Origin of the sequence: Cryobacterium sp. RTC2.1 (assembly GCF_035018685.1) — a bacterium.
GTDB lineage: Bacteria > Actinomycetota > Actinomycetes > Actinomycetales > Microbacteriaceae > Cryobacterium > Cryobacterium glucosi.
The window spans coordinates 1-1,919 of the sequence record NZ_JASJXJ010000274.1; the positions used below are offsets into that span (position 1 = coordinate 1).

The window sequence follows — 1,919 nt, forward strand, 5'->3', positions numbered from 1 at the left end:
AGGCGGTAGAGGGTGGCCTCCCAGGGGCGGAGGGTTGCCGACTCCTGGGGCGGGTAGTTGCCGAGGAGGAGGGTGGCCGTCGCGAGTAGAGCGGCGACCGAGGCGGGCAGTGGCGCGGCGAGTGGGGCATCCGCTGCGTTGGCCAAGACGAGGAGCGTCTCACCGGCCAGCGACCGGGTGAAGGCGTAGAGCTGCCCGTGATCGGGCTCGAGCAGCCCGAAGTCGCCGAGGGCGACGACCGGGTTCTCGTGCCGGAGCCGGATCAGTTCCTGGTAGAACCGGAACACGCTCCTCTCGCCCGAACGGTCGGCGGCGACGTTGATCCCGGTGTGGTTCGGGTTGACCGCGAGCCACGGCGTTCCCGTGCTGAAGCCCGCGTTCGGCGACGCATCCCACTGCATGGGCGTTCGGGCGTTGTCGCGGCCCATCGCGTGCACCCCGGCGAGAACGCCTGAAGGTGACCGGTCGAACTCCTCGACGGCCTCCCGGTAGTGGTTGAGCGTTTCGATGTCGCGATAGTCGGCGATGGAGTCGAACCGCACGTTCGTCATCCCGATCTCCTCACCCTGGTAGATGTACGGGGTACCGCGCTGCAGGTGCAGCACGAGCGCCCAGAGGGTGGCGGACTCGTAGCGGTACTCGGCGTCGTTGCCGAACCGGGACACCAGACGGGGCTGGTCGTGGTTGTTCAGGTAGAGGCTGTTCCAGCCGGTCTCCGCGAGGTCGGTCTGCCAGTGCGCGAGGTTCCGCTTGAGCGCGGGCAGGTCAAGGGGGAGGGCGTCGAACTTGTTCGCGCCCTGGTCGAGGGAGACGTGCTCGAACTGGAAGATCATGTCGACCTCGTGCCGGGCAGGGTCGGTGAACAGCACGGCGTCCGCCGTGGTCACCCCCGGCATCTCGCCGACCGTGAGGTGCTCACCGGGGCGCCCGGCGAACACGGCCGCGTGCATCTCCTGCAGATAGTCGTGGATCTGCGGGCCCATCGGGCAGGAGGCGTCCCGCGACGGGGCGGGCCCGTCGACGAGCTCGACCCGCTTGGCGATGAAGTTGATCACGTCCATCCGGAAGCCGTCGACGCCGCGGTCGAGCCACCGGTTCATCATCGCGTAGACGGCCTGCCGCACCTCGGGGTTCTCCCAGTTGAGGTCGGGCTGCTGCACCGCGAACAGGTGCAGGTAGTACTCGCCGGTCGCCTCGTCGAGGGTCCAGGCCGGGCCGCTGAAGAAGCTGCCCCACGCGTTCGGCGGACTGTTCGAGGCGTTCGGCTCGCGCCACCAGTACCAGTCCCTCTTCGGGTTGGTCAGGCTGCTCTTCGACTCGAGGAACCAGGGGTGCTCATCGCTCGTGTGGTTGACCACGAGATCCATCACGATCCTGATCCCTCGCTCGTGGGCCTCGGCGACGAGCAGGTCGAACTGGGCGAGGTCACCGAAGACGGAGTCGATGTCCTCGTAGTCCTTGATGTCGTAGCCGTTGTCGTGCTGCGGAGACGGGTACACCGGGGACAGCCAGAGGGCATCCACCCCGAGCTCTGCGAGGTAGCCGAGCTTGCCGCGGATGCCGGCGAGGTCACCGATCCCGTCACCGTCGGCATCCGCGAAGCTGCGCGGATAGACCTGGTACACGACACCCGAGGTCCACCAGGGGGCTCCTCCCTCGGGGCCGGCAATCGAATCGGTCACGGGTGTGGGGCTCGTCACGACTGGATCCTTTCCTCGCGCCGGGTGACGGGCGCTGGGGTCGAGCCTAGACCGCGCGGCTGGGGAGGACGAGGATGGCGGCGGCGAACGGCTGATTTGAACATCCACGGAAACGCACGCGATAATTGGACCGCGGAACGGGACGATATTCCCGCCCGTGGACCCGAAGGCAGGCCAGTTGAGCGAGACCCCGCGGCCGACGACGGATGCCCGCCGCAC

Annotated in this window: 1 protein-coding gene; it reads right to left on the reverse strand. The window is 68.0% G+C overall.

The features are described from left to right. The coding region (locus QN357_RS18750) for an alpha-glucosidase (RefSeq protein ID WP_323505370.1) at nucleotides 1-1,700 on the reverse strand (1,700 nt) is incomplete at its 3' end. Nucleotides 1,701-1,919 lie beyond the last annotated feature (219 nt).